Source organism: Ruegeria sp. YKSF131 (assembly GCF_059612645.1).
The window spans coordinates 1-24,587 of the sequence record NZ_JBXWQZ010000065.1 but is presented as its reverse complement, the minus strand read 5'-3'; the positions used below and the strand labels follow the sequence as shown (position 1 = coordinate 24,587).

At 58.0% G+C, this 24,587-nt stretch carries 27 protein-coding genes; 13 read left to right on the top strand and 14 right to left on the bottom strand.

From position 1 onward, the window contains the following. From AC2FLZ_RS18460 to AC2FLZ_RS18450, 3 genes are all read right to left on the bottom strand, one after another. On the bottom strand, window positions 1-183 hold a 183-nt coding region (locus AC2FLZ_RS18460; protein ID WP_480545024.1), incomplete at its 3' end, for a GTP-binding protein. Between the two features lie 112 nt (window positions 184-295). Beyond that, a complete protein-coding gene (locus AC2FLZ_RS18455) occupies window positions 296-889 on the bottom strand; it encodes a hypothetical protein (RefSeq protein ID WP_480473846.1) in 594 nt (197 codons plus the stop codon). 99 nt (window positions 890-988) lie between these two features. Continuing rightward, on the bottom strand, window positions 989-3,337 hold the full coding sequence (locus AC2FLZ_RS18450; RefSeq protein ID WP_496882561.1) for a DNA topoisomerase IV subunit A: 2,349 nt from the start codon (window positions 3,335-3,337) through the stop codon (window positions 989-991). Between the two features lie 201 nt (window positions 3,338-3,538). Between AC2FLZ_RS18450 and AC2FLZ_RS18445 the strand changes: the two genes are divergently transcribed. The 6 genes from AC2FLZ_RS18445 to AC2FLZ_RS18420 all read left to right on the top strand — a co-directional run bounded on the left by AC2FLZ_RS18445 (window position 3,539) and on the right by AC2FLZ_RS18420 (window position 7,806). Beyond that, complete coding sequence (locus AC2FLZ_RS18445; protein WP_480623486.1) at window positions 3,539-4,168, top strand: SH3 domain-containing protein; 630 nt, start codon at window positions 3,539-3,541, stop codon at window positions 4,166-4,168. 69 nt (window positions 4,169-4,237) lie between these two features. Continuing rightward, on the top strand, window positions 4,238-5,065 hold the full coding sequence (locus AC2FLZ_RS18440) for an SDR family NAD(P)-dependent oxidoreductase (protein ID WP_480519504.1): 828 nt from the start codon (window positions 4,238-4,240) through the stop codon (window positions 5,063-5,065). Window positions 5,066-5,142: 77 nt separating this feature from the next. Continuing rightward, entirely contained in the window at window positions 5,143-5,346 is a 204-nt protein-coding gene (locus AC2FLZ_RS18435) for a twin transmembrane helix small protein (protein ID WP_480494604.1), read from the top strand. After that, a complete protein-coding gene (locus tag AC2FLZ_RS18430) occupies window positions 5,346-5,918 on the top strand; it encodes a cob(I)yrinic acid a,c-diamide adenosyltransferase (protein ID WP_496882560.1) in 573 nt (190 codons plus the stop codon). The genes AC2FLZ_RS18435 and AC2FLZ_RS18430 overlap by 1 nt, the downstream gene beginning before the upstream one ends. A gap of 200 nt (window positions 5,919-6,118) precedes the next feature. Next, window positions 6,119-6,877: an electron transfer flavoprotein subunit beta/FixA family protein gene (locus AC2FLZ_RS18425; protein ID WP_267364208.1), complete on the top strand. Its 759-nt coding sequence runs from the start codon at window positions 6,119-6,121 to the stop codon at window positions 6,875-6,877. Beyond that, a complete protein-coding gene (locus AC2FLZ_RS18420; RefSeq protein WP_480556008.1) occupies window positions 6,877-7,806 on the top strand; it encodes an electron transfer flavoprotein subunit alpha/FixB family protein in 930 nt (309 codons plus the stop codon). Before AC2FLZ_RS18425 ends, AC2FLZ_RS18420 begins: the two co-directional genes overlap by 1 nt. A 59-nt stretch (window positions 7,807-7,865) precedes the next feature. Here AC2FLZ_RS18420 and AC2FLZ_RS18415 read toward each other — a convergent pair whose 3' ends face one another. After that, the gene (locus AC2FLZ_RS18415) at window positions 7,866-8,669 is read right to left on the bottom strand and encodes a DUF6473 family protein (protein ID WP_496808221.1); all 804 of its coding nucleotides are present in this window, start codon (window positions 8,667-8,669) and stop codon (window positions 7,866-7,868) included. A 164-nt stretch (window positions 8,670-8,833) separates the two neighbouring features. On the opposite strand from AC2FLZ_RS18415, the gene AC2FLZ_RS18410 reads away from it, so the two are divergent. Then, entirely contained in the window at window positions 8,834-9,709 is an 876-nt protein-coding gene (locus AC2FLZ_RS18410) for a 3-hydroxybutyryl-CoA dehydrogenase (RefSeq protein ID WP_209506328.1), read from the top strand. Window positions 9,710-9,756: 47 nt separating this feature from the next. Here AC2FLZ_RS18410 and AC2FLZ_RS18405 read toward each other — a convergent pair whose 3' ends face one another. From AC2FLZ_RS18405 to AC2FLZ_RS18375, 7 genes are read right to left on the bottom strand one after another with little or no spacing between them, the layout of a single operon-like run. Further along, complete coding sequence (locus AC2FLZ_RS18405; protein ID WP_480473853.1) at window positions 9,757-10,656, bottom strand: lysophospholipid acyltransferase family protein; 900 nt, start codon at window positions 10,654-10,656, stop codon at window positions 9,757-9,759. A 40-nt stretch (window positions 10,657-10,696) separates the two neighbouring features. Then, window positions 10,697-10,966 (bottom strand): HPr family phosphocarrier protein, encoded by a 270-nt coding sequence (locus tag AC2FLZ_RS18400; RefSeq protein ID WP_209506323.1) that lies wholly within the window; start codon window positions 10,964-10,966, stop codon window positions 10,697-10,699. A 16-nt stretch (window positions 10,967-10,982) separates the two neighbouring features. After that, window positions 10,983-11,375, bottom strand: coding sequence for a PTS sugar transporter subunit IIA (locus AC2FLZ_RS18395; RefSeq protein WP_209506320.1), 393 nt, complete (start codon window positions 11,373-11,375; stop codon window positions 10,983-10,985). Then, on the bottom strand, window positions 11,372-12,253 hold the full coding sequence (gene rapZ, locus AC2FLZ_RS18390; protein ID WP_480473854.1) for an RNase adapter RapZ: 882 nt from the start codon (window positions 12,251-12,253) through the stop codon (window positions 11,372-11,374). Before rapZ ends, AC2FLZ_RS18395 begins: the two co-directional genes overlap by 4 nt. Continuing rightward, window positions 12,250-12,720 (bottom strand): HPr kinase/phosphorylase, encoded by a 471-nt coding sequence (locus AC2FLZ_RS18385; RefSeq protein WP_480607892.1) that lies wholly within the window; start codon window positions 12,718-12,720, stop codon window positions 12,250-12,252. Before AC2FLZ_RS18385 ends, rapZ begins: the two co-directional genes overlap by 4 nt. Window positions 12,721-12,723: 3 nt before the next feature. Continuing rightward, on the bottom strand, window positions 12,724-14,442 hold the full coding sequence (locus AC2FLZ_RS18380; protein WP_480623490.1) for an ATP-binding protein: 1,719 nt from the start codon (window positions 14,440-14,442) through the stop codon (window positions 12,724-12,726). Between the two features lie 31 nt (window positions 14,443-14,473). Further along, window positions 14,474-15,178, bottom strand: coding sequence for a response regulator transcription factor (locus AC2FLZ_RS18375; protein WP_267364197.1), 705 nt, complete (start codon window positions 15,176-15,178; stop codon window positions 14,474-14,476). A 345-nt stretch (window positions 15,179-15,523) separates the two neighbouring features. Between AC2FLZ_RS18375 and AC2FLZ_RS18370 the strand changes: the two genes are divergently transcribed. The 3 genes from AC2FLZ_RS18370 to AC2FLZ_RS18360 all read left to right on the top strand — a co-directional run bounded on the left by AC2FLZ_RS18370 (window position 15,524) and on the right by AC2FLZ_RS18360 (window position 18,371). After that, window positions 15,524-17,122 carry a phosphoenolpyruvate carboxykinase gene (locus AC2FLZ_RS18370; RefSeq protein WP_480607894.1) on the top strand — a complete coding sequence of 533 codons (1,599 nt, stop codon included), beginning with the start codon at window positions 15,524-15,526 and terminating at the stop codon, window positions 17,120-17,122. A gap of 283 nt (window positions 17,123-17,405) precedes the next feature. After that, window positions 17,406-17,792: a hypothetical protein gene (locus AC2FLZ_RS18365; RefSeq protein ID WP_480473858.1), complete on the top strand. Its 387-nt coding sequence runs from the start codon at window positions 17,406-17,408 to the stop codon at window positions 17,790-17,792. A 33-nt stretch (window positions 17,793-17,825) separates the two neighbouring features. Continuing rightward, entirely contained in the window at window positions 17,826-18,371 is a 546-nt protein-coding gene (locus AC2FLZ_RS18360; RefSeq protein WP_480607897.1) for a hypothetical protein, read from the top strand. A gap of 4 nt (window positions 18,372-18,375) precedes the next feature. Here AC2FLZ_RS18360 and AC2FLZ_RS18355 read toward each other — a convergent pair whose 3' ends face one another. Beyond that, entirely contained in the window at window positions 18,376-19,140 is a 765-nt protein-coding gene (locus tag AC2FLZ_RS18355; protein WP_496715512.1) for a sulfite exporter TauE/SafE family protein, read from the bottom strand. 144 nt (window positions 19,141-19,284) lie between these two features. Here AC2FLZ_RS18355 and AC2FLZ_RS18350 point away from each other — a divergent pair, with 144 nt between their 5' ends. From AC2FLZ_RS18350 to AC2FLZ_RS18340, 3 genes are all read left to right on the top strand, one after another. After that, window positions 19,285-20,976: an acyl-CoA dehydrogenase family protein gene (locus AC2FLZ_RS18350; RefSeq protein WP_496715513.1), complete on the top strand. Its 1,692-nt coding sequence runs from the start codon at window positions 19,285-19,287 to the stop codon at window positions 20,974-20,976. A gap of 252 nt (window positions 20,977-21,228) precedes the next feature. Beyond that, a complete protein-coding gene (locus AC2FLZ_RS18345; protein WP_496882559.1) occupies window positions 21,229-21,783 on the top strand; it encodes a hypothetical protein in 555 nt (184 codons plus the stop codon). Between the two features lie 40 nt (window positions 21,784-21,823). Continuing rightward, window positions 21,824-22,216, top strand: coding sequence for an META domain-containing protein (locus AC2FLZ_RS18340; protein WP_480623494.1), 393 nt, complete (start codon window positions 21,824-21,826; stop codon window positions 22,214-22,216). Here AC2FLZ_RS18340 and recO read toward each other — a convergent pair. Together recO and AC2FLZ_RS18330 are read right to left on the bottom strand one after the other, a co-directional pair. Further along, the gene (gene recO, locus AC2FLZ_RS18335) at window positions 22,200-22,925 is read right to left on the bottom strand and encodes a DNA repair protein RecO (protein WP_496882562.1); all 726 of its coding nucleotides are present in this window, start codon (window positions 22,923-22,925) and stop codon (window positions 22,200-22,202) included. The genes AC2FLZ_RS18340 and recO overlap by 17 nt on opposite strands. Window positions 22,926-23,085: 160 nt before the next feature. Continuing rightward, window positions 23,086-24,366, bottom strand: coding sequence for a tetratricopeptide repeat protein (locus tag AC2FLZ_RS18330; protein WP_496882558.1), 1,281 nt, complete (start codon window positions 24,364-24,366; stop codon window positions 23,086-23,088). Window positions 24,367-24,587 lie beyond the last annotated feature (221 nt).

Here is a 24,587-nt window from a genome sequence, read left to right as displayed (position 1 = left end):
CGCGGTCGAGATGGTGATGCCGCGGGCTTTCTCTTCCGGCGCGCCGTCAATCTGGTCATACGCCTTGAAGTCACCAAAATACTTGGTGATCGCTGCGGTCAGCGTCGTCTTACCATGGTCAACATGCCCAATCGTGCCGATGTTGACGTGCGGTTTTGTACGCTCAAACTTTTCCTTTGCCATTCCTCAGGCGCCCTTTTGCGATTTGGGGGACCCTTGGTCCCGGGTTACTATCTGCGCGCGCGAGATATTTGGTTCAAAGGGGAAAATCAAGCACATCCTGAGGGAAATGCGGTTATCCCGCCGGATTTTGCGTAACCTCGGTGGAATCGAGGGGCTGGATCAGGTCTGGCCGTTTTTCGAACCAGCCATTCTCTTCATGTTCTTCAGCCAGCCACTCTTCGACCCGGTCGGCTACTTTCAGTGACAGACCGGCCATCTGTTCGTTTTTGGTACGCTCGTGCCCCGACCCTTTCAGCGCACTGCCTCCGGTCGTGTCTTCCAGCACCTGGAACTGCTTTCCCTTTGCCAGAAACTTTTCTTTCTTCACGTCATAAACGTTGACCAGCACAATCGCAGTGCTTTTGGGATTGTAGATGATCGGGATTCCCGGGGGCGCCAGCATGTAGCCTTCCAGGCTGATTCCGATGTCATATTCCTGCGTACCTTCATAACGGCCCAGACGAATATCGACTGCATTCTGGATGGCCTTCGTCCATTCGTCGGGTGTTGCATCGCGGGATACTGGCCCTTGCACGGCCTTGTCAGCGAACGCGTAGTTGACCCGCAGCTTGAATTCACCCAGCGATTCAGGCGGCTCATAAACCTGCGTCTGCGTGCAAGCGGCCATCAGGGCCAATCCGGTGATTAGGGTCAGAATGCGCAACATGTCTCTCTGTCTCGATAGGCCTGTTTTTATTGGGTGTAGCGCACCGATACGGGTTGTGCCAAGCCGTATCGGTGGATTTCTACCGCAACCGGGGTCGGATCACGAAAACTTATAGTCCCGCGGGAAGCCGTAAGGCGCTTTTTTACCTACGCTGGCGCGCTTGGACAGCCATTGGGACATATCTGCCTCATGCCGGGTCTTGTCGCCTCCCATGGACCATTTCAGGCCCTCCTCCCAGTTGAAGGTGGTGATGTCAGACAGACCGCCGTCCAGCTCAAGCGTCCCCTGCCGCCCGCGTGCCATATTGTATTTTTGCAGCCGCACGCCCTTGCCGCGAGTCATTTCGGGCAATTCTTCTGTCGGGAAGACAAGGAACTTGCCGTTCTGGGACACGATTGCAACGTGGTCGCCCTCGACCGGTTTGCAGATCACTGCTGTTTCGTTGTCCTTGACGTTCAGCACTTGCTTGCCGTTTCGCGTCTGGGCCAGCACGTCATCTTCGGGCACCATGAACCCGTTGCCCGCATCCGAGGCCACCAGCAGCTTGCGCCCCGGTTTGTGGATCAGGATATCGATGATCCGTGCCTCGTTCGGCAGGTCGACCATCAGGCGCAGGGGTTCGCCCATGCCCCGCCCGCCGGGCAGGTTGGCCGCGCTGACTGTATAGAACCGCCCGTTCGAAGCGAAGACCAGCAATCTGTCGGTCGTTTCCGCATGGAAGATAAAGCGCGGCCCGTCGCCATCCTTGAACTTCAATTCACGGGTCAGGTCGATATGACCGGTCATGGCGCGAATCCAGCCCATCTGAGAACAGACGACCGTGATCGGTTCGCGGTCGATCATCGCCTCAAGCGGCACCTCTTCGACCTCACCCGCTTCGGCGAACCGCGTGCGGCGCGCGCCGCCTTCGTAATCTTTGCCGAATGTCTTTTTCGTCTCTTTCAACTGCTCGGAAATCTTGGCCCATTGTAGGCCTTCGTCGGCCAACAAGTCTTCGAGGTTGGCACGTTCCAGCATCAACTCATCGCGTTCGCGAACGAGCTCCATCTCTTCCAGACGGCGCAGGCTGCGCAGGCGCATGTTGAGGATCGCGTCAACCTGAACCTCGGACAACTCGCCCTCGCCCGGTTTGGGTGAGACATAGTCGGCCTCGCTGGTGGCGCGGATGTGGTCGATCCCCCAATCCTCGCGCATCAGCGCGGCTTTGGGGTCTTCGTCGTAGCGAATGATGTCTATCACACGGTCGAGGTTCAGGAAGGCAACGATAAAGCCCTCCAACACTTCCAGCCGGTGGTCGATTTTGGCCATGCGGTGGCGCGAGCGGCGGATCAGCACCTCTTGCCGGTGATCAAGGAAAGCGCGCAGCACTTCCTTCATCGAGCAGACTTTGGGCGTCACCCCGTCGATCAGCACGTTCATGTTCAGGCTGAACCGCACTTCGAGGTCCGAGTTGCGATAAAGCATGCCCATCAGCACCTCAGGGTCCACATTCTTGGAGCGCGGCTCGAGGATCAGGCGGATGTCATCGGCGGATTCGTCGCGCACATCGGCAAGGATCGGGATTTTCTTGGTCTGGATCAGTTCGGCGATCTTTTCGATCAGCTTGGACTTTTGAACCTGATAAGGAATCTCGGTGACGATGATCTGCCACTGTCCGCGCCCCAAATCCTCGACCTCGTACTTGCAGCGCAAACGGAACGAACCGCGCCCGGTGCGATAGGCTTGCGCGATATTCTCGGGCGGCTCGACAATCACGCCACCGGTCGGGAAGTCAGGGCCGGGCACGTAGTTCAGCAACGTGTCGTCGCGCGCCTCCGGTGTCTTGATCAGATGCAGACAGGCATCGCAGAGTTCCGAGATGTTGTGCGGCGGGATATTCGTCGCCATCCCCACCGCGATACCACTTGCGCCATTGGCCAGCAGGTTCGGGAACTGTGCAGGCAGCACGACCGGTTCGGTCAGGGTGCCGTCGTAATTGTCGCGGAAATCAACGGCGTCTTCGTTCAACCCTTCCAGCAGCGCCTCGGCCACGATGGTCATCCGCGCCTCGGTGTATCGCGAGGCCGCCGGGTTATCGCCGTCGATATTGCCGAAATTGCCCTGCCCGTCGACCAGCGGATAGCGGACGTTGAAATCCTGCGCCAGGCGCGCCATCGCATCGTAAATTGCAGCATCGCCATGCGGGTGATAGTTGCCCATCACGTCGCCGGAAATCTTGGCAGACTTCCGGAAACCTCCGGTTGCACTGAGTCGCAACTCTCTCATCGCATAGAGGATTCGGCGGTGAACCGGCTTCAACCCGTCCCGCGCATCGGGCAGCGCCCGGTGCATGATAGTGGACAGTGCATAGGTCAGATACCGCTCACCAATCGCGCGGCGCAGCGGTTCAGCTACCTCGCCCCCACCTGCAGGGGCCTCCATGTTGGGGTCATCGATCGTATCGTTCATATATGATGTGATACGACGCAAGTGCGCCCTGGTAAAGCGAGCAGCACATAAATTGCTGGGGAAAAGTCGTGCTTTTTGCAACAGGGGGAGACACCGTGTTGTTTTCCCCCATTTTTCGACTCGTCACCCAAAATATGCTAAGATCTCATCAATTGATTTGCTGCCATTTGTTGATGTTACGATTGCTTTGGGGGATGCGCCATGACGCGCCTGATACTTGTTACCTTTGCCGCGCTCGGCTGGACCTTTTACGTGATGAGCGGCGGCCCCGATTTTGAACCGCGCGGCGTACGCCCTGCCAAACCGGAACGCGTGGTTGTCGTGGCCGAACCGGCTGCCCCGGTCGTTGAACCTGCACCTGTCGAAGATTTGGTCACCCGGGCCGCCGTCAAACCCGCTCTGGCGGATCCACCTGTTGCCGAGGCGGTAACCCAGTTGGGCGAGACCGAAACAAAGGCCCTCCTCTCGCAGGTCGCGGCTGGCTTGAAGGCCAATCCTTCGTTGTTCCAGGACGAAAGCGTGACACTGACCCTGGCGTCACTGGAACAGGGTGTGACCGCACTGGAGCAGGTGATCACCGACGCTGAGTTGCCCGTCGTCGAACTGCCCACGCCTGCCGAGGCCCAGACCGACATCCGCGAAATTTCGGGCACCCGGGTTAATCTGCGCGATGGCCCCGGCACGATCTATCCCATCATCGGCAAGGCCGCGCTTGGCCAACGGGTCGAGGTCCTGAGTGACTCCGGCACCGGCTGGCTGCGCCTGCGCGTGTTGCCCGCGCAACAGGTTGGGTGGATTTCAGCATCACTTGTCCGGAAAACATCAAACTGACGCCCGGACGTCATTGCCCTGCCGCAAACCCCACCCTAGCTTTTGGCGGGGTTCAACTTCGGAAGGCACATGCAGAAATCGATTCTTATTACGGGATGCTCGTCGGGCATTGGGCTGGACGCAGCACACGGAATGCGTGCACGAGGCTGGCGTGTGTTTGCATCCTGCCGACAGCAGCGCGACTGTGATCGCCTGCGCGCGCAAGGGTTTGAAAGCCCAAGAATCGACTATACTGACCAAGACACCATTTCCTCGGGATTGTCATACGTACTTGAAGCAACGGGCGGTACGCTGGACGCGCTGTTCAACAACGGCGCGCATGGACTGCCTGGTGCGGTTGAAGACGTCCCGACAGACGCTCTGCGCCATATCTTTGAAACAAATGTCTTTGGATGGCACGAGCTGACCCGACAGGTTATTCCCGTCATGCGCGAGCAGGGCCACGGCCGGATCGTGCAATGTTCCTCGGTACTGGGCCTTGTCGCCTTCCCCTGGCGCGGCGCATATGTCGCCACCAAATACGCCATCGAAGGACTGACCGACACCTTGCGGCTGGAGCTGCGGGATACCGGCATTCAGGTCGTTTTGATCGAGCCCGGCCCGATCACCTCGAAGCTCAGGGAAAAGGCAATCCCGGTGTTCGAAAAGTACATCGACTGGGAGAACTCGGCACTGCGGGAAAAATACGAAGGTTCGCTGCTGAAGCGGTTATACGAAAACAGTGCACCGGACCGGTTCGAACTGCCCGCCTCCGCCGTCACCGACAAGCTGGCCCATGCGGTCGAGGCGCGCCGCCCCAAACCACGCTACTATGTAACCACCCCGACATATGTCGCAGGGGTTCTGCGCCGGATTCTGCCAACAAAAGCCACGGACCGCATCCTTTCGGATATCTGAGACGTTATTTCCCGTTCGCTTTTCGGTGCCTTGACGCTAGATGGGTGATAATCGAAAAAACCGGACGGTGACTTTAAATGGACCCTTTAATGGTCATTCTGCTTCTGGCCATGGCGGCGGTTGTCGTTGTGTTAGCCCTGGGCATCGCGAATTTCGGCAAAGGCGGCATGGAAGCAGCTAAGAAAAGCAACAAGATGATGCGCCTGCGCATCCTCTTTCAGTTCATCGCCGTTATTTTAATCGTGATTTACGTCTATCTACGCGGGCAAGGAGTACAGTAATGGTTGTACTGAACAAAATCTACACACGCACCGGCGACGATGGCAAAACCGCACTGGGAAATGGCGAGCGTGTGGCAAAGTATTCGGGACGCGTTGCCGCCTACGGAACAGTGGACGAGTTGAATTCTTTTGTTGGCGTGGCCCGCACCGAGGCTGAAGGCGAAGTCGATGCCGCCCTGTCGCGGATTCAGAACGACCTGTTTGATCTTGGTGCAGATTTTTGCCGCCCTGAAATGGAGAAGGATGCCGAAGCGGACTATCCACCGCTGCGAATCGTATCCGCTCAGATCGTCCGGCTGGAAGCCGAAATTGACATCATGAACGAAACATTGGAACCGCTGCGCAGCTTTATCCTGCCGGGGGGGGCGCGGCTGGCCGCGCATTTGCACGTGTGCCGCACCGTATCGCGTCGCGCCGAGCGATTGGCAGTCGAGTTGACAAATATGGAACCGGTTAACGATGTGGCCGTCAAATACCTCAACCGGCTAAGTGACTGGTTTTTCGTCGCGGCCCGTTGCGCAAACAACGATGGCAAGGACGACGTGCTGTGGGTTCCTGGCGCGAACCGCTGAATATTTCCCAGAAAATAGGCACAATGCGGGCAACAATCTTGCGTGCCTCAAGGTAAAAAACTGCAAAACGCGACGTCCCGACGCGACGACGTGACGATTTTGCTCTGTTTTGCGGGTGCAGCAGACGTTATCAAGTCCGACGAGAGCATTGGTGGAGTCGCCTTCGCGGCTTGCCGTTTTTTTGAGGAGAAAGCGCTACAATGAAGGTACTGGTACCTGTCAAACGCGTGATTGACTACAATGTGAAGGTCCGCGTGAAAGCGGACGGTAGCGGTGTTGATCTCGCCAATGTCAAAATGTCGATGAACCCGTTCGACGAGATTGCGGTTGAAGAGGCCATTCGCCTGAAAGAGGCTGGCAAGGCAGACGAAGTTGTTGCCGTTTCGATTGGTGTGAAGCAGGCGCAGGAGACGCTGCGGACCGCGCTGGCCATGGGGGCTGATCGCGCGATTCTGGTTGTTGCGACGGATGATGTGCACACCGATATCGAGCCGCTGGCGGTTGCCAAGATCCTGGCCAAAGTGGTCGAGGAAGAGCAGCCCGGCATCGTTCTGGCGGGCAAGCAGGCGATCGACAACGACATGAACGCCACCGGCCAGATGCTGTCGGCCCTGTTGGGCTGGTCGCAGGGCACCTTTGCCTCGGAACTGGATATCGAAGGCGACAGCGCCAAGATCACCCGCGAGGTGGATGGCGGGTTGCAGACCATCAGCGTTAAGATGCCGACCATCGTGACCGTTGACCTGCGCCTGAACGAGCCGCGTTATGCGTCGCTGCCCAACATCATGAAGGCGAAGAAAAAGCCGCTGGACGAGAAAACTGCCGCCGATTACGGCGTCGACGTCACGCCGCGCCTGGAAATCGTCAAGACCGAAGAACCGCCGGCACGGGCCGCAGGTATCATCGTTGGCTCGGTGGATGAGCTGGTTTCGAAACTCAAAGAAGCGGGGGCTGTGTAATGGCTGTACTTCTGCTTGCCGAAGTCAACAATGGCGAACTGGCGCTGGACGCCACCGCCAAGGCCGTCAACGCCGCCAGGGCGCTGGGTGACGTGACCGTTCTGGCCGCAGGTGGCTCGGCCGCCGCTGCCGGCGAGGCTGCCGCCAAGATCGACGGCGTGTCCAAGGTGCTGGTGGCCGAAGACGCGTCGCTGGGTCATCGCCTGGCGGAATCGACCGCCGCGCTGATCGTGGGTCTGGCCGATGGGTACGAGCATATCGTGGCCCCCGCGACCACCGACGCCAAGAACGTGATGCCGCGCGTCGCAGCCCTGCTGGACGTGATGGTGATCTCGGATGCCTCGGGCGTGGTTGACGGCTCGACGTTTGAGCGCCCGATCTATGCGGGCAATGCGATCCAGACCGTGAAGTCGAACGACGCCAAGAAGGTCGTCACCATCCGCACCGCGTCCTTCGATGCGGCGGGGACCGGCGGCTCGGCTGCGGTCGAGACCATCTCGGTCGGCGACAATCCCGGCCTGTCGTCGTGGGTCGAAGACAAGGTGGCTGCAAGCGACCGGCCAGAACTGACCTCGGCAGGCGTTGTTGTCTCGGGCGGCCGTGGTGTCGGCTCGCAAGACGACTTCAAGCTGATCGAAGCTCTGGCTGACAAGCTGGGTGCAGCGGTTGGCGCATCGCGCGCCGCTGTGGACTCGGGCTATGCCCCGAACGACTGGCAGGTGGGTCAGACCGGCAAGGTTGTTGCGCCTGATCTGTATGTCGCGGTCGGAATCTCGGGCGCAATCCAGCACCTTGCGGGCATGAAGGATTCAAAGGTCATCGTTGCGATCAACAAGGACGAAGAAGCACCGATCTTCCAGGTCGCCGACTTCGGACTGGTCGCCGACCTGTTCCAGGCGGTCCCGGAACTGACCGAAAAACTCGGCTGAACACAGCCCGGGATCTTAGCCCCACAATCACCAAAGGCCCGCCACCAAGCGGGCCTTTTTCAATTCAATCCCCTCAAAGCCGCCTCAAGCTTCAAGGCAATCACTCTATGCGCAGAGGGGCCGAGCATATGCTCGGCCACAGGCTGTTGCAGCGTCCCGAACAACACGTCCTCGATCTCGTCTGACAAGGAGGACACACTGACCGAGCATTCCACGACATCGGCACATAGCGGTCGAACCTGTTCGATCATGTCAGCGTCGGGCAGGACAAGGTCGCGATGCCGGTCTTCCTGTCGCTGTATATGCAGCCAGAGAAGAACAACCCCCGGCTTGATCCGGCGTATCAGCTCGGATGTGTTGCGCAACCAAGTCTCTCGCAACTCCTGTGCCACAACCTCAAAGCGCGCGTCCTTTATGACACGCAACCGTTCCAGCAAATGCCTGACAAAGTGGATTTCCGTGAAATCGACCTCGGGATAAAAGTCCAGCAGGTCGCACGAGGGTTCAAGAAACCGATCATTCCGACGCGGATGCACGCGATAAAACCTGTTCGACTGGTAAGGCACGTCCAGCACTTGCAGCACACAAAGGTCCGATCCGTTGACAAGATTTAAGACCCCCGGATCAGCAAGCAGTGCCTCAGCCCCGCAAAAAAGACTGCCAAAATTGATACAAGGCTGCGGCAATCTTTTTGCAAGCAATGCCGGGTATGGATATTCCACGAACCGGCCAAACGTCTCTTCTCCCCCCAGACAGGCCACATAGGGCGTCTCAAGATTTCCGGGCGGTGCCCGAAACCAAAGGTTTGATCCTGCATATTGGCACGCGGCCTCTGTGCTGTCGCTGACCCGATGAAAGCTCATACCAAGCCCCCCACATTTTCACCCAAATGCCAATTTGCGGCCTTAGGTATTGAGAATCTCCTAATGCGCGCATTTGAAGCAAAATTGACCGGTTCGATCCCCTTGCCGCCTGCCCCGGTCTGCCGATACTGTCCCGGTATCCTCCAGGGCAAAGGCAGCTGAACATGGAAGTTAAATCGGTCGGGGTGATTGGCGCGGGTCAGATGGGCAACGGCATTGCTCATGTTCTGGCTTTGGCGGAATACGATGTCTTGCTGAATGATGTCAGTCAGGATGCGTTGAACAGCGCAATGGCCACGATCGAAGGCAACATGGCGCGTCAGGCATCACGCGGCAAGATCACTGACGATGCGATGCAGGCGGCCCTGAAGCGTATTACAACCACCCTTGAATTGCCGCAGCTGGGACAGACCGATCTGGTGATCGAAGCTGCGACCGAGCGGGAAACGGTCAAACAGGCCATTTTCGAAGATCTGCAGCCACACCTCCTGCCGCATACGATCCTGACGTCGAATACGTCGTCCATTTCCATCACGCGTCTGGCCAGCCGTACCGACCGACCCGAACGTTTCATGGGTTTTCACTTCATGAACCCGGTTCCGATCATGCAATTGGTGGAACTGATCCGCGGTATCGCAACGGATGAGGAAACCTTCAAAGCCTGCAAAGCGGTGGTGGACCGGTTGGGCAAAACGGCTGCCAGCGCCGAAGATTTCCCGGCTTTCATTGTCAACCGCATCCTGATGCCGATGATCAACGAAGCCGTTTATACGCTGTATGAAGGTGTCGGAAGCGTCCAGTCCATCGACCAATCGATGAAGCTGGGCGCGAATCACCCTATGGGGCCTTTGGAATTGGCGGATTTCATCGGGCTGGACACCTGTCTGGCCATCATGAACGTCTTGCATGATGGTCTGGCTGATACCAAGTATCGCCCCTGTCCACTTTTGACGAAATACGTCGAGGCCGGATGGCTGGGGCGCAAGACGCAGCGCGGTTTCTATGATTATCGCGGCGAGGTGCCGGTTCCGACACGTTAACAAAACCGCCCTTGCCAAGCACGGTGTCGGTCAGATGAAGACACGGATCAGGATTGGCCTGACTTGCCCAGCGACATTGTATGGTTTCTGAGCCAGGTCATGAAACCACGCGGGTCACGCTCCAACTGTTCCATGTCCTGATCCGAGATCGGATCGCCGATGACTGGCGATTGCGGTTTTTTGCACGAGCGGACGATTTCATGCAGCAGCAAGCCTTGCCGCAGGATCGGCGACAGTTTGTTGGCGATCTGGTACCATCGCGAGTTGCTGCCGGGAAAGAAAATAGGCACCACGCGCGCGCCTGAACGGCGGATCATTTTTGCGGTGAACACATTCCACTCGCGCTCGACTGCGGGGCCAAACCAGTCATCCGATGACATGACGACACCGGACGGGAACAGCGCCACGACGCCGCCGTCCTTCAGATGGTCCATCGCCTTGCCACGCATTTCCAGCATCTTGGCCTGCGCCTCGGGGTCATGCGGAAATGGAACCGGGATCATGAAAGATGTCGCGGCCTCATCCAGACCCGTCAGGACCGAGCGGGTCAGAATGCGATAATCACTGCGGACCCGCCCGATCAACTCGGCCAGAATCATACCATCCACCATTCCGTGGGGGTGGTTGGCAACGACAACCACAGGGCCGGTTTTTGGAATACGGGCGATCTGCTCTAGCGGCGTGGTCAGGTCGATCCCCATCACCTCAAGCGCGCCACCCCAGAACCGCTGCCCACGATAAAATTCGTTCTTTTTCTCGAATTTGTTGACCATCCGCAGAATGGTCAGCTTGCCCGTGCACCATTCGATGGCGCGAATGGCCGTTGAAGTCCAGGCGTCATCGAACGAGTTTGCATAGGTCAGAGTTCTACGGTCGTAGATCTCGCCCTGATCTGCGGTCCCATCCACCACCGGGCTTGTCTTGGTCTCGTGCGTCGTTTCCGCCAATTCCTGGTCTTCCCGTTCTTCCTGTCCCGGCAAGGGCAGCTTAGAACCCCTCTCCGAACTTGTCGTTCACAAGCGCTTCCAGAGCTTCTGCCAATGCTTCAGCATCCGGCCCGGAGGTCTCGACGTCAATAGTTGTTCCGCGAGAGGCTGCCAACATCAAAAGGCCCATAATACTGTCACCTGACGCAGAAATTCCGTCCTTCGACACCTCGGCATGCGCGTCGAAACCTTCCACAACCTCGACCAGTTTTGCCGAGGCGCGGGCATGCAGACCTTTTTCATTGATAATTTTCAGGCTTCGGGTGGTCATATTCATCAATCCGGTTTTAGTCCAAAGTCACATTTTGCGCATTGATGTATTTCCGTCCAGCTTCCATTGCCTGGCGGACAGCATCACCAACGGGTAAGTGGCGGCTTTTGGCCAATTTAATGAGCATTGGCAGGTTTGCCCCATACAATATCCGCCGATCCTGAGGCGCACAGGCCCGCAGGCTGAGATTTGAAGGGCTGCCACCGAACAGGTCGGTTACAACGACAACACCGTCGCCCATATCCACTTCGTCAGCCGCACGACAGATTTCCGCCTGTTTTTCATCCCTATCGTGGTCGGGTTCGATCGCAATGGCCACAAGGCCGGGCTGCGGTCCGACCACATGCTGTGTGGCGGCCAGGTATTCCTGGGCCAAACCGCCATGCGCAACGATCACTATTCCGATCAATCCGACCTCACACTCAACGACCGACGTTCCATCTCGCGATGTCTAATTGCCACCTGCTGCCCGTCCTCTGCAAGGGCCTTTGCAACAGCTTCTGCCATTGCGACGGATCTGTGTTGCCCACCCGTGCATCCAAAAGCCACCGACAGATGTGCTTTTCCTTCGGCCCGAAAGGCCGGCAGCAACAAAGTAAGCAAATCCATAACACGTTCAAGAAAGGGTGCGTAATTCATATCCGATTGAACAAAGCGCGCAACGTCCGAGTGCCGCCCGTCCGCCGCCCGCAACTCGGGGCGCCAATACGGGTTTGCCAGAAACCGGCAATCAAAGACCATGTCCAGCCCGCGCGGAAGGCCCCGCTTGTACGAAAACGACTCGATTGAAACTGCCAGATGTCGCCCCCCTTGGGGCGCAAACCAGTTTTCAACTTCTTCCCGCAGCTGATGCACGTTCAGATGGCTTGTATCGATCAGGGTATCTGCAATCTCGCGTATGGGGGCCAGCAGCTCTTTTTCACGCTGAACGCCGGTCTCAGGGCTGGCATTCTTGGCAACGGGGTGCCGCCTGCGGGTTTCCGAAAACCGGCGCACCAACACGTCGTCGCTGCAATCCAGATACAGAACGGTCAAATCCACCCGCGCCATGCGACCCAGGCTTTCGGCCAGTTCGATAAACCCGATTGTCGAGAAATCGCGATTGCGGGCGTCAATGCCCAGCGCCATTGGGCGGTCGCTGTCCGCACTGTCCAGCAGGCGCAGCAACAGGCCCATCGGCAAGTTGTCGATAGCCTCAAAGCCCAGGTCTTCCAGGACATGAATGGCTGTGGATCTTCCGGCCCCTGATGGGCCTGTAACCAACACGATCCGCCGTTGCTCTGTCATTTGTTCGGCCATTCCGGGTGTACACGCCCATATTTCAGAAGCTGCATCAACGCTGCGGCCAAGTTGGGCACGCCTGCCCCGCGAAGCAAGGGAACAGTTTGCCCCAGCAGCACGATTGTCGCCTCGGCAGGCAACCTCTGCGGCTCGTTTTGATCCAGGTCCATAACATAGTCCAAGGGGACCGGTCCGAATGCATCCGCTTTGATCAAACCAATGTGACGGGCCTCGATCAAACCCTGTATCTGCGGCACGGCGGCGGCAATGACCTGATGGCCCCGCCTTGACAGTTCGACCCGATCATCCGCAACCAGCCCTGCCCCATAGGTCATCATCTGCAATGCCAATGCCGATTTTCCCGCGCCCGAGGCACCGACAATCAACAGCCCGCGCCCGGCCACTGTTATACATGAGGCATGAACACAAGCGCTGTCCCGGTCTTTGGCGTCTGACAGAGAACTTGCTTGCATGGTTTATACGGGCAACCCCACCACAAAACGCGCGCCCAGCGGGTCTGACGTGATATCAGCCTCTGTCGGGCGGATATTCTCAGCCCAGATTACGCCGCCATGGGCTTCGACAATCTGTTTCGAGATGGCCAAACCGAGCCCCGAATTGTTGCCGAAATGCTCGGGTGGGCGTTGCGAATAGAATCGCTTGAACACTTTGGTCAAGGCCTGTTCCGGAATACCCGGCCCGGTGTCTTCGACCACGACAAGAACACGGTTGTCGCGCTGACGCACCCAGACCCTGATCGCGTCATTTTCTTCACAGAAGGAAATGGCATTGGTGATCAGATTGACGAAAACCTGCGCCAGCCGGGCCTCAAGCCCGTTGATGACAATCGGATCGGATGGCAGATCGGTGATATAGTCGATCCCCTTCGATCGCGCATCCTCACCCAGATATTGACCTAAATTGCCAATCAGTTTGAGCAGATCAAAGGGTTGCTCTTCTTCCTTGACCAGTTCCGCGTCAAGACGCGATGCATTCGAGATGTCGCTGACCAGCCGGTCCAGACGCCGAACGTCATGCTCGATCACAGCCAGCAGCTTGTCGCGCTGATCTTCGCGCTTGACCATGCGAAATGTACCGACAGCGGATTGCAAGCTGGCCAGGGGGTTCTTGATTTCATGGGCGACATCAGCTGCGAACTGTTCGTTTGCGTCAATCCGATTATACAGAGCATTTACCATGCCCCGCAAAGCGCGGCTAAGGCGGCCGATTTCATCCGGACGGGCGCTAAGATCAGGGATGCGAATGCGCCCCGGATTGACCCCTGTGCCCCGGTCCTTACCCATTTCCGCCGCTGCGGCCAGATCTGCCAGCGGGTTGGCGATGGTCGAAGCCAGCACAAGGCTCAGACCCACCGAAACCAGCAAAGCCACCACGAACATTTGCAGGATGCGTTCCTGCTCGCGACGGGCCAATGCGTCAATCTCGCCTGCTGGGCCGGTGATGGCGACTGCTCCGGCCGGGGTATCTTCGTAGAGGATCGGCGCAGCGGCCACGATCACAGTCTCACCTGCGGCGTCCTGAACAGCCTGCACCTGACTTTGGCCTGCCAGCGCCTGCGGGATTATTCCCTGTACCCGTTGTGCCAGCGTCGGTGCCTCGACCTCGGTCGACCAGTTGAGAAGGTTCGACACACCGATCCACACCGCGTTCAGCGTGTCGCTGATTACTGTGCTGCCGGTTTGCAGCTCGGAATTGGTTTGCAGAAGAACCGGCATGGCCGACACTTGCGGGGCACCGCGTGTCCAGCCAATCAGGGTGCCACTGGCGTCATAGACAAAGACTTCGCCGCCTTCGGGAAGTGTCAACCCAGACAGCGTATCTCTTACGTCTAGGTTCCCAGCATCCTGTGCGGTGTGTTGCGCACCCTGTCGCAGCTGGGTTTCAAAGACGTTGCTGACCAGCTGCGCATCGCCAAGCAGATTGCGCGCTGTTTGCTGAACCGTCTCTTTCCGCGAATCGTCCAGGTACAGCAACCCCGTAACCAGGATCACCAGCGCGATCAGGTTAAAGGTGATGATCTTGCGCGCCAAAGGCGAGCCTCGCAGCGAAAACAGGTTTCTCTGAGAACGTTTTTCCCTCAGTTCCGCTGACTCGGAATCGTCGGGAATGACCCAGTCATCCCCGAGTACGACGTCACCGTCACGTAGTTCGCTTGCTGCTTCGGTGTCGCGCACGAGAGCCCATTACCCCTTGCTGGCGTGGCGCCTATTCTTCGTTGTACCGGTAACCGATACCATAAAGGGTTTCGATCGCCGAAAACTCGGGATCAGCCGCGCGCATCTTCTTGCGCAGACGCTTGATGTGGCTGTCGATCGTCCGGTCATCCACATAAACCTGATCATCATAGGCCACATCCATCAGCTGGTCGCGGCTTTTGACGAAACCCGGACGCTGGGCAAGTGCCTGAAGAAGCAGGAATTCGGTCACGGTCAGGGATACATCATTCCCTTTCCAGCTGACTGCATGGCGCAGCGGGTCCATCCGCAAGTCGCCGCGTTCCATAACCTTTGTGTCATTGCTATTGGCAGCGATCGCATCGCCGCTTGTTGCTTCTTGCCGGCGCAGCAGCGCGCGGATGCGCTCAACCAGTAACCGTTGCGAGAAGGGCTTTTTTACATAGTCATCCGCGCCCATGCGCAGACCCAGAACCTCGTCGATTTCATCATCTTTCGAGGTCAGAAAGATCACCGGCATCTGCGTTTTCTGACGCAGCCGCTGTAGCAGATCCATGCCATCCATACGCGGCATCTTTATATCGAGCACGGCCATGTCCGGCAGCTTTTTGTTGAACGCATCCAACGCGGCCTGGCCATCATTATAAGTTTCAACCTCGAAACCTTCGGCTTCGAGTGTCATGGATACAGACGTCAGAATGTTTCTATCGTCATCCACAAGTGCAATCTTTGACATCGGGCTCACCCCTATTCCTGCTCACTCGCGCAATAATTCGCTTATTTGTAAGGCATTGTTGGCGGTTTTAAGACGCCGAATCAATCCGTAACTGCGAATCGTGCCTTTGTTGCGGCAGGTCTGCGGCAAATTTGCCTTTATGCCCGCAAAAATATGCCCGGTTCTCGGTCATTGAATTTGTGATGGCGCTAAACCCGAGCTTGGTTGCGCTAACTGCGTCAAACCCGCCTGTTCATGTCCTGAACGACCATGATAAGACGCGCTCAGCCGCCGGTTTTCCCGGTACACTGCCCCAAAGGCGCCTCAGGGCCCAAAGCCCCGGCGCCGCCACAGGAGAAGACACACATGACATCTGGACGGGTTAACCCGCAATTCCGCCTCGAGGATCAGGGCATCGAGGGTCTGGGCAATGTCTATTATAACTTCATGGAACCGGCGCTGATCGAAGAAGCGTTGAAGCGCGGCGAAGGTACACTTGGAAATGGCGGTGCCTTTCTGGTCACCACTGGCAAGTTCACCGGTCGCTCGCCCAAGGACAAGCATGTCGTCAAAACCAGCAGCGTGGCCGACACCATCTGGTGGGAAAACAATGCCGAGATGACGCCGGAGGGATTTGACGCCCTCTACCAAGACATGCTGGCGCATATGAAAGGCCGTGACTATTTCGTGCAGGACCTCGTCGGGGGCGCCGATCCAACCTACGCAATCAACGTGCGCATGGTGACTGAGCTTGCCTGGCACAACCTGTTCATCCGCCACCTGTTGCGCCGTCCCGACCGCGAGGATCTGGACGAGTTCACCGCAGACTTCACCATCATCAACTGCCCTAGCTTCAAGGCTGACCCGGCCAAACATAACTGCCGCGGCGAAACGGTGATCGCGCTGAACTTCGACCGCAAGCTGATCCTGATCGGCGGCACCGAATATGCAGGTGAAAATAAGAAATCCGTATTCACCCTGCTGAACTACATGCTGCCCGAAAAGGGTGTGATGCCGATGCACTGCTCGGCCAACCATGCTGTCGGCAACGCGGTCGACACCGCCGTGTTCTTTGGCCTGTCCGGCACTGGCAAGACAACCCTGTCCGCCGATCCGTCGCGCACGCTGATCGGGGATGACGAGCACGGCTGGTCGGATCGGGGCACCTTCAACTTCGAAGGCGGCTGCTATGCCAAGACCATCAACCTGAACGCCGAAGCCGAGCCGGAGATTTACGCGACCACCTCGAAATTCGGCACCGTGATCGAAAACATGGTCTTTGACGCCGAGACCAAGGAACTGGATTTCGACGACGACTCCCTGACCGCGAACATGCGTTGCGCCTATCCGCTTGAATATATTTCGAACGCATCCAAAAGCGCGCTGGGTGGGCATCCGAAAAACATCATTATGCTGACCTGCGATGCCTTTGGTGTACTGCCTCCGATCGCGCGGCTGACGCCTGCGCAGGCAATGTATCACTTCCTGTCGGGCTTCACGTCAAAGGTGGCCGGGACCGAGCGTGGCGTTACCGAACCGCAACCCACCTTCTCGACCTGCTTTGGTGCTCCGTTCATGCCGCGCCGCCCGGAAGTCTACGGAAACCTGCTGCGCGACAAGATCGCCCAACACGGCGCGACCTGTTGGCTGGTCAACACAGGCTGGACCGGTGGCGCCTATGGTATCGGCAGCCGGATGCCGATCAAGGCCACCCGTGCCCTGCTGACCGCAGCGCTGGATGGTTCGCTGCGCGACGCCGAGTTCCGCAAGGACGCCAATTTCGGCTTTGACGTTCCCGTCTCTGTCCCGGGTGTCCCCGAAGTTCTGCTTGACCCACGTCGGACCTGGGATGATCAGGCCGCATTCGACAAGCAGGCCGAGAAACTGGTGCAGATGTTTGCCGAAAACTTCGAGCAGTATCTGCCATTCATTGATGACGACATCAAAGCCGTCGCAATCGGATAAACGAAAAAAAGGGGCCGCTGAGCCCCTTTCTTTTTGCCAATCCGCAGCTTCTTTAGCCGTCCGCTAAATACTCATCTTATAGTTGTATGTCATTAAATGCACATACAAGTGCGTTGTTTCAAAGTGCGATCTGCGCTAGGCCTAGTTACTGTTGAGACGAAAAAGCCCGGCACATTCGCGCCGGGCACTGACTGAAAGGACTTTGTGGAAGCTCATATGCGCACACTCACAACGCTGGATTGAGCAACCTAATCAGGCTTCTAGTCTAAGTAAACGGGGATGAGTGTCAACATGGGACTGGCTGGTTGGTATTGCGATCAGTGTGGTTCAAATGGTCGCGGACAGGCGGCGGTTGGCACAGAAAACTACAGGTAACACCATGACGGAAATCTCGAAACTCACCGAACTACGCAAATTGATGCAAAGCATGGAGCGGACGCTTGGGCTGGAAAAACTATCTCCGGTTGAGCGCGACATCTATTACGCCGCGGAAGAGCTTTCAAAATCCACTCAAGAAGTGCGTACGTTCGGGTTGATCGAGCATACGCTGGTCCAAAGCATTTCGCGCCCAACGTTTTTTCGCGCGCTGAAATCGCTGGTCGAAAAAGGCTATCTTTCACAAAGTGGCAGCGCCAATCGCGGGCGGTACATCGTTCATGCCCCCAGATGACGCGCCCCGTGCGTGCACGGTGATGTGATCGCGATGCGCGGCTGGGCGACTGACACCCTTGCGGCTTCACTGGCTTATGTACTGGCGTCGATACTGACCTTCGCTGTGCTGATGCCAATGCAGAACGTGTTTTTTCCGGAATACCCAAGCCGGGCGAGCCTGCTGTTTTTGCCGCATGGCGTACGGGTTCTGTCGGCCTGGCTGTTGGGGTGGCGCGCAATATTTGCAATGCTGCCGGGTGTGTTCATCGTCTTTGCCTATCTGGCGGGAACGGATGTTTTCCTGCCCACCCGCCTGCTGGCAATTGCTATCGCCGTCCTGACGGTTCCTGCGGTTTTCTATCTGCTGAAGGCTGTCGGATGGGACCTGTTCCCCAACCCGAACCGCAAACCCTGCTGGGTTTGCGTTATGGGCGTGGGCATAGCCACATCCTTTCTGGTCTCTGGCCTGACCAATCTGGTCTTTGGCAGTGCAACGGTTGAGTACATCGCGTTCCTGATCGGCGACATTTCGGGCCTGTTCTTTCTGATGCTGGGTCTGTATTTCGCGTTCCGGTTTGCAGACAGGCGACCGGACTAGAGCTTCAGCCCATCAGGCCACGCCGCAGTAGGTTCACGCCCGCCACCAGCAAAACGAACAGCGTGGCCTTGCGAAAGCTGGCCTGATCGATGCGGTCCTGCAGTTTCAATCCGACCCACATCCCTAGAATGGCAGGAACGATCAGGATTACTGAAAACGGGACCGTTTGCACGCGCAGAAAACCGGACCAGACATGCGCGGCCAGCAGCATGACCGCCCCCAATCCATAGATGACACCCTGAATTCGGATCTGCTCGGCCTTCGGGGTATTCAAGGCCGTCAGATATGCAACTGTGGGGGGACCCCAAATGCCCGACATGCCACCCACGAACCCGGCGACACCGCCAACAACGGCCTCAACACCGGTTGATGGATGATTTAGCACCAGCCTGACGCCCAGAACCTGCACAAGGGCGAAGAAGGACACGAACGCGCCGATCAGCAGCAGGAAGACCGAGCCGGGCACCAGCGTGACCAGCTGTGCGCTCAGCACCAGAAAAATACCGCCAACCACCAGGAACACCCGAAACCGGCGAATAGAGCTGAGTGCGGCGCTGGCGCCCCCGCGAAAAGCCTGAACGCCATTGGTGACAAGGGTCGGCAGGATCAGCCCCGCCAAGGTCAGATCCGGCGGCAGAAACGAATTCAGGCCAGATACAAACACCATGGGCATGGCAAATCCAACCATGCCCTTGACCCACCCGGCGGCAAAGGCAACGGCGATGGCAAGTAACAGCTCTTGCGGCGACAGAAGGGAAAACAGGTCCATGCCCTCTAGATATCATCTGGATTTTCTTCTGCATTGCAAAAATGTTCAGGTAATTTTTGAACTTTTTAACGGCATAATTAGTATTTTTGTTGCGCTGCACGTGCAGCATGATATGACCAGACGACCGAGGAAAGGACGCGATTCATGGCCCATGACGGACAGGATATGACCCAAATGACAACTGATGCAGTATTGCCCGATCTTCTGGATTTGACGCGAGCCGCCGTGCCTGCTGTGGACGCCGTTTTTGAAAAAGCCCGCGCATCCGTGCGTGGCATGGTGACCGCTGAAGGCCGGGTCTCTGGCGCATTGATCGAAGCAAATCAGACCGCTGCGCATGGTCTGGCCTGGCTGGCGACTTATTCGCAGTCGCTGCAACAGATGCAGCGCTGGGCAGAAGCGCTGCAAGCCGATGGTAAATTTGGCGAGACCGAGCAGTTGCTGCACCAGATCGCGTTTGGCGAATATCTGCACCAGGTGGCGGGCGGTATTCCGATGAACCAGGGCGAGGTGGTGCGTCTTCAGGATATGGGCCTTGGCTGGGATGCGCTGTCGGGCTTTCAGTCGACCGAAGTGCAGACCCTGATGGCGCGGGCCAATTCTCAGGCTGCGCGCAGCCGTCTGGTTGCGCTGATGCAGGATCAGGCCGGAGCTACGATGTTCGGCGCGTCTGGTCTGGATGAAGAGCTTGAGATGATCCGGGACCAGTTCCGCCGCTACGCGCTGGAAAAGGTCGAACCAAACGCGCATGACTGGCACCTGAAGGATGAACTGATTCCGCTGGAAATCATTGAAGAACTGGCGGAAATGGGTGTTTTCGGCCTGACCATCCCCGAGGAGTTCGGTGGGTTCGGTCTGTCCAAAGCATCAATGTGCGTGGTGTCCGAGGAACTGTCGCGCGGCTATATCGGCGTTGGTTCGCTGGGTACCCGATCCGAGATTGCGGCCGAGTTGATCATCGCAGGCGGCACCGACGCGCAAAAGGCACAGTGGCTGCCAAAGATTGCCAGCGCCGAGATCCTGCCGACTGCCGTTTTCACGGAACCCAACACCGGTTCAGACCTTGGCAGCCTGCGTACGCGCGCGGTCAAGGACGCGAATGGCGATTACAAGATAACCGGCAACAAGACCTGGATCACCCACGCCGCGCGGACCCATGTGATGACCCTGCTGGCTCGGACCAACCCCGACAGCACCGACCACCGCGGCCTGTCCATGTTCCTGGCGGAAAAGACACCGGGCACTGACGAGAATCCCTTTCCCACCCCCGGCATGACCGGTGGCGAGATCGAGGTTCTGGGCTATCGCGGCATGAAGGAATACGAGCTGGGTTTTGACGGCTTCCATGTCAAGGGTGAGAACCTGCTGGGCGGAGAAGAAGGTAAAGGTTTCAAGCAGTTGATGGAAACCTTCGAAAGTGCGCGCATCCAGACCGCCGCCCGCGCCATCGGCGTGGCACAGTGTGCGCTGGACATCGCCATGCAATATGCGATCGACCGCAAGCAGTTCGGAAAATCCCTGATCAATTTCCCGCGCGTGGCCGGCAAGCTGGCGATGATGGCGGTCGAGATCATGATCGCGCGTCAGCTGACCTATTTCAGCGCATGGGAAAAAGATCACGGCCAGCGCTGTGACCTTGAGGCCGGTATGGCCAAGCTGCTTGGTGCGCGTGTGGCCTGGGCTGCGGCGGACAACGGGTTGCAGATTCATGGCGGCAACGGCTTTGCGCTGGAATACAAGATCAGCCGCGTTCTGTGTGACGCGCGTATCCTTAACATTTTCGAAGGGGCTGCTGAAATTCAGGCACAGGTCATCGCACGACGTCTGCTCGGGTGACCCATTCTGGCAGTCCTGTTTCCCCGACTGGCCCGGCGCTTGCGCCGGGTCTTTTTCCTGTTTTGTACAATCTGTACGCGGTCCGAACCATGCAGAGTACGTTTTGTACAAAGCAAACCATCGCCCCTCGTGGCCCGCGTGACGGTCACAAATGACCCACGTGTTTCAAAACTTCCCCCTTTGATCCCACCCCTTTCACCGGTAGAGCATCAACCGAACACGAGACGTCGCAATTAACTTTTGGGAAACCGCATGACCCGACCTTTCCTTGCCATGTGGGCCGTTCTTGCGGCTCTTGCTCTGGCGGCTTGCACCACCTCGCAGCCGACGGTGAGCCGGAGTGATGTGGACGCGCTGGCGCAATCGATCCGGGGGCTTGGGGCGGATGTCGATCCGGCCGAGGCACAGCAAGCGGCCACGATTGCCTTTGCCTATTCGCAGCAGCTGAAGCAGGACTGGAATGTCACCGACCCGGCGATCATCCACAACGCCAAGATCATCAACGGGTTCCGCGAAAAGGGCCTGTGCAATGACTGGGCCGAAGCGATGACCAAACGCCTGCGGCAGGAGAATTTCCGGACGCTGGATCTGCATTGGGCCACGTCACCGCCGACCCCGTTTCGCATCATCCACCATTCGGCATCGATCAGCGCCAAGGGGGACACGATGTATGATGGCATTATCCTCGACCCCTGGCGCAACAGCGGTGTCTTGTTCTGGGCGCCGGTGCGCGAGGATACGCGATACAACTGGGCACCCCGGCTGGAAGTGCGCGAGCGGCTTCTGAACGGGTCTTTGCCCTACTGACCCGGTTCCGCAGATACGGCTGATACGCTAGAACCCTGCCATGACACGCCTTATCCTGACCCTGCCTTTGATGGCCCTGTCTCAATGCGACAGGGATGAATCCGTTGCCGCCTATGGCGCAGCAGACCGGACATGGGCGCTGCAGGAGATCGACGGACAGCCCTTTGCCGCCAGCGCCCTGCTGCGGTTCCCCGAAGAGGGCAGGATCGCCGGAAACGCCCCCTGCAACAGCTATGACGGCACGCTGAACGCGCCCTACCCGTGGTTCGAAATTCAGGACCTGAGAGCAACGCGGGCCGCCTGCGCCGGGCTTGAGGCCGAAGGGGTCTATTTCGCCGCCCTTTTGGCCATGACCCAGTCCGAAGTGTCAGGCGATGTGCTGATCCTGCGCAATGAGGACGGGCACGAGATGGTGTTCACAGCCGCCGAGTGACCTGATCCACGAACCGCGCGCGCGCCTCGGGCAGTGGGTTATGCCCCAGCGCAGGGGCGACGCGGTGGTTCAGGAAATATCCTGTTGTGCGCAAAGCTTCGGCAATCTCGGCATCCGGCGCGGTGCCTTCGCCCCGCAGGCAGGGCGGCAGCGGCAACATCTTGTCTGCCCATTCCCCCGCCCCTTTGGCACTGACGGCGCGCCCGGTCTTGGGCGACACATAGACCAGCCCCTCGGTCGTGCCGGTCGCGGCGCAGGCGGTCAGGTCAAGGCCAAAGCCAAGTTCGTCCAGCAACGCCAGTTCCCATCGCAGGTAGGCCAGCGGCCAGATCTCATCCTGTCCCAACAGGTCCATCAACCGCTCGGTTCGGGTATAGAGCGCCGGGTGCGCTTCCCGCTCGGGCAGGCAGAAGGACAAAAGCGACACGACGGCGTTCAGCCCGGACAGGGCCAGCCGCCCGGAAAACGCCGCCGCCGCGCGCGAGCGCAGGGGTTCGACCTGAAAGGTGCCGATATGTTCCTCCAGCCGCGCACGCCACAGCACATCCAGTTGCGCGCCGGGTTGCAGGATGGGTGCGATCTTGCGGCTGGTCCCGCCCCGCACCACACCAGCATGACGCCCGTGGGATTCGGTAAAGACCTCGATAATCGCCGAGGTTTCGCCGTGGCGGCGAGAGGTCAGTAGGATGCCGTGATCGCGCCAGTCCAATTCGGGGTCCTGTCCGTGATAAGTTGTGGTGTTCCCAGAAAATCGTGAAGGGTTCCGTTCTGCAATGGTTTTGCGCATCAAACGCGGAAAGATACGTCAATCGCTTGGTCCGACGGCAGGGGGCTGGGCATCTATGCGGGACAAAAGGGTCGTTCACAATTCAGCTAAAGCCAGAAATTGGCGCGCTCTGACTGAAGATCGGGCGTCGTGCTATTGCCGTTCTATGCGCCTCTTGAGCATGTCCGGATCTCAACAGCAGGTTCAAGTAAGTCAGCTCTAGTAAGTCGCGCTGCGCTCGGCTGCCACCGAGGCGAGCGTGATCCGCCATAACCGGCGTTAGGTGTTGCAGTGCAGCCGTCCAATCCTGCCGCGCGATAGCACCCCAAGCTTGTGCCACAGGGCGTACAAGGTCTGCCGCAAAACCTGACTGCGTTTCGGTCAGGAACGCAAGCCGTTCTCCATCTCCAGCCATGGCATGGGCCAGCGCACTGTGAATGTCAGCAAAACTCATGCCCGGATTTGGAAAAAATTGTGATGCGTAATCGCTCAGATTTCTCCAACGGTCGGGCGCCACATTGAAACCGGCAATCTCAGCACGATACAGAAGAGCAGCAGCGTCGGTCAGAACATTAATTGGCAGCGAATAGGACGCCGACGGGGATATCGCTCCATCGTAAATCGACCAAAGCTCCGTTTCATCCTCCTGCTCCAATGCCCACAAAGCGCGATGCCAGCTCAAATGGCCGTGCAACAAGGAGCGCGTATCATAGTCCGAAATCCAGTCGGCAAGATAGGCGCGACCAGCTTCCCCAGACCCCTGTTCGTAGAGTGTATGCGCTTTGAAATGCGAGGCATTCGCGTTGGTATTGTTCAAGGCGAGAGAGCGGTCCATCACAGCCATTGCCTCGTCGAGCCGTCCCACCTCGCATAGCGCCTGACCGTGCACGCTCATTATCCACCAATCGTCGCCCAAGGCATCAAACAGTTTGGTGGTATAAGCTAATTGTATGCTTTCTCGACCTGGTTCGCCCGACATCCCTATTAAGCCAAAAATATTGGTGCAAATCTGCGCCACCAAGACATCGCGCGGATGATTTGCAGAGTGTTCCAGAACTGCGCCTCGGGCTTCGGACGCTCGGCCCTGAAATAGGAGGTCGAAAACCGAGAGATGGCTCTTTTCACGTTCGGTTAACCCTGATGCGCAGGAGAGTGCCGAAGCAATTGCCTCTTTGGCGCCAGGCATATCGCCGTCGTACATTCGGGCTCGCGCAAGGCCAACATGACCGAGGGCAAAACCGGGATCGGCAGCTACAGATGCACTGAAAGCATCATTAGCGCCAAACGTCGCTGCAAGAATGTGATCAAGTCCTTCAACATATGCGTCCCGCGCTTCGGGTAGACTTGTCGTCAGTGTCAGTCCGTATCGGTCAACCAGCATCATCACTTCCCCATTTTGTCAGTCCATCCGAACAGGCCTGCTCGCAATCGGACGATGCTAGCACAAAAACTGAACCTCTAAACATATATATGAAAAATTGACCGCTTCGGGCTGATATTGTTGAAAAACAACGTGTTGCTGGCGCAGAGAGAGGCGTACCGAACTGAGCGCGAGTGCCTTTCTTGTCAGGCTTTGCTCGTTTGCTGCGGTGCGGGAAAGATCTT

What these genes read in the sequence shown, in the direction of transcription:
- rapZ (WP_480473854.1), bottom strand. Translation starts at nt 12,253, where the DNA reads ATGACAGAGCAACGGCGGATCGTGTTGGTTACAGGCCCATCAGGGGCC.
- AC2FLZ_RS18340 (WP_480623494.1), top strand. Translation starts at nt 21,824, where the DNA reads ATGACACGCCTTATCCTGACCCTGCCTTTGATGGCCCTGTCTCAATGC.
- AC2FLZ_RS18435 (WP_480494604.1), top strand. Translation starts at nt 5,143, where the DNA reads ATGGACCCTTTAATGGTCATTCTGCTTCTGGCCATGGCGGCGGTTGTC.
- AC2FLZ_RS18400 (WP_209506323.1), bottom strand. Translation starts at nt 10,966, where the DNA reads ATGACCACCCGAAGCCTGAAAATTATCAATGAAAAAGGTCTGCATGCC.
- AC2FLZ_RS18375 (WP_267364197.1), bottom strand. Translation starts at nt 15,178, where the DNA reads ATGTCAAAGATTGCACTTGTGGATGACGATAGAAACATTCTGACGTCT.
- AC2FLZ_RS18415 (WP_496808221.1), bottom strand. Translation starts at nt 8,669, where the DNA reads ATGAGCTTTCATCGGGTCAGCGACAGCACAGAGGCCGCGTGCCAATAT.
- AC2FLZ_RS18430 (WP_496882560.1), top strand. Translation starts at nt 5,346, where the DNA reads ATGGTTGTACTGAACAAAATCTACACACGCACCGGCGACGATGGCAAA.
- AC2FLZ_RS18350 (WP_496715513.1), top strand. Translation starts at nt 19,285, where the DNA reads ATGGCCCATGACGGACAGGATATGACCCAAATGACAACTGATGCAGTA.
- AC2FLZ_RS18385 (WP_480607892.1), bottom strand. Translation starts at nt 12,720, where the DNA reads ATGCAAGCAAGTTCTCTGTCAGACGCCAAAGACCGGGACAGCGCTTGT.
- AC2FLZ_RS18360 (WP_480607897.1), top strand. Translation starts at nt 17,826, where the DNA reads ATGCGCGGCTGGGCGACTGACACCCTTGCGGCTTCACTGGCTTATGTA.
- AC2FLZ_RS18445 (WP_480623486.1), top strand. Translation starts at nt 3,539, where the DNA reads ATGACGCGCCTGATACTTGTTACCTTTGCCGCGCTCGGCTGGACCTTT.
- AC2FLZ_RS18370 (WP_480607894.1), top strand. Translation starts at nt 15,524, where the DNA reads ATGACATCTGGACGGGTTAACCCGCAATTCCGCCTCGAGGATCAGGGC.
- AC2FLZ_RS18410 (WP_209506328.1), top strand. Translation starts at nt 8,834, where the DNA reads ATGGAAGTTAAATCGGTCGGGGTGATTGGCGCGGGTCAGATGGGCAAC.
- AC2FLZ_RS18450 (WP_496882561.1), bottom strand. Translation starts at nt 3,337, where the DNA reads ATGAACGATACGATCGATGACCCCAACATGGAGGCCCCTGCAGGTGGG.
- AC2FLZ_RS18425 (WP_267364208.1), top strand. Translation starts at nt 6,119, where the DNA reads ATGAAGGTACTGGTACCTGTCAAACGCGTGATTGACTACAATGTGAAG.
- AC2FLZ_RS18455 (WP_480473846.1), bottom strand. Translation starts at nt 889, where the DNA reads ATGTTGCGCATTCTGACCCTAATCACCGGATTGGCCCTGATGGCCGCT.
- AC2FLZ_RS18330 (WP_496882558.1), bottom strand. Translation starts at nt 24,366, where the DNA reads ATGATGCTGGTTGACCGATACGGACTGACACTGACGACAAGTCTACCC.
- AC2FLZ_RS18440 (WP_480519504.1), top strand. Translation starts at nt 4,238, where the DNA reads ATGCAGAAATCGATTCTTATTACGGGATGCTCGTCGGGCATTGGGCTG.
- AC2FLZ_RS18345 (WP_496882559.1), top strand. Translation starts at nt 21,229, where the DNA reads ATGACCCGACCTTTCCTTGCCATGTGGGCCGTTCTTGCGGCTCTTGCT.
- AC2FLZ_RS18355 (WP_496715512.1), bottom strand. Translation starts at nt 19,140, where the DNA reads ATGGACCTGTTTTCCCTTCTGTCGCCGCAAGAGCTGTTACTTGCCATC.
- AC2FLZ_RS18420 (WP_480556008.1), top strand. Translation starts at nt 6,877, where the DNA reads ATGGCTGTACTTCTGCTTGCCGAAGTCAACAATGGCGAACTGGCGCTG.